We start from the raw sequence: 531 nt of genomic DNA on the forward strand, positions 1-531 counted from the left end.
GATTAAGGTGGCGGCTGAGAAGCAGCGCCTCAAACCGCCCGGCGCGGATAATACCGTGATGGTGGAACGAAAAAAATAATATAGCCGGCTTATCCGGCACTGCAAACTGGTGCCGTTCGATAAAGACACGGTTCGGGTGATTATGAATTGAGATGTTAAGATGTTGATTAAAAACGAATATAAACCGAGCATGCTGCCCAAGACAGCCAAAGCTAAAAAACCCATCACCAGTGATGGGCGGATTTCTTTGGTGTTGTGGCTGATTGCGGCTGCGTTTGTCGGACTGCTGGCTCGCGGCATCTATTTGCAAACCACGCAGCATGAGTTTTTGAAAAATCAGGGCGATCAGCGTTTTGTCCGTACCCTGACTTTACCTGCGTCGCGCGGCATGATTACGGACCGTAACGGCGCGACTTTGGCGTTGAGTGCACCGACTGAATCCTTGTATGCCATGCCTTCCGGTATGGAAGAAATGCCGACTGCCGAACAATTGACCAAGCTGGCAGCAATTGTTGATATGCCTGTTGAAAC

1 pseudogene is annotated in these 531 nt (G+C 50.1%); it reads left to right on the forward strand.

Annotated features, from left to right (window positions below):
• Nucleotides 1–160 precede the first annotated feature (160 nt).
• A pseudogene (locus ACTHUR_RS17715) lies at nucleotides 161–531 on the forward strand (penicillin-binding protein 2); the annotation flags it as partial.

The sequence above is a fragment of the Neisseria sp. P0021.S007 genome, from assembly GCF_051956855.1.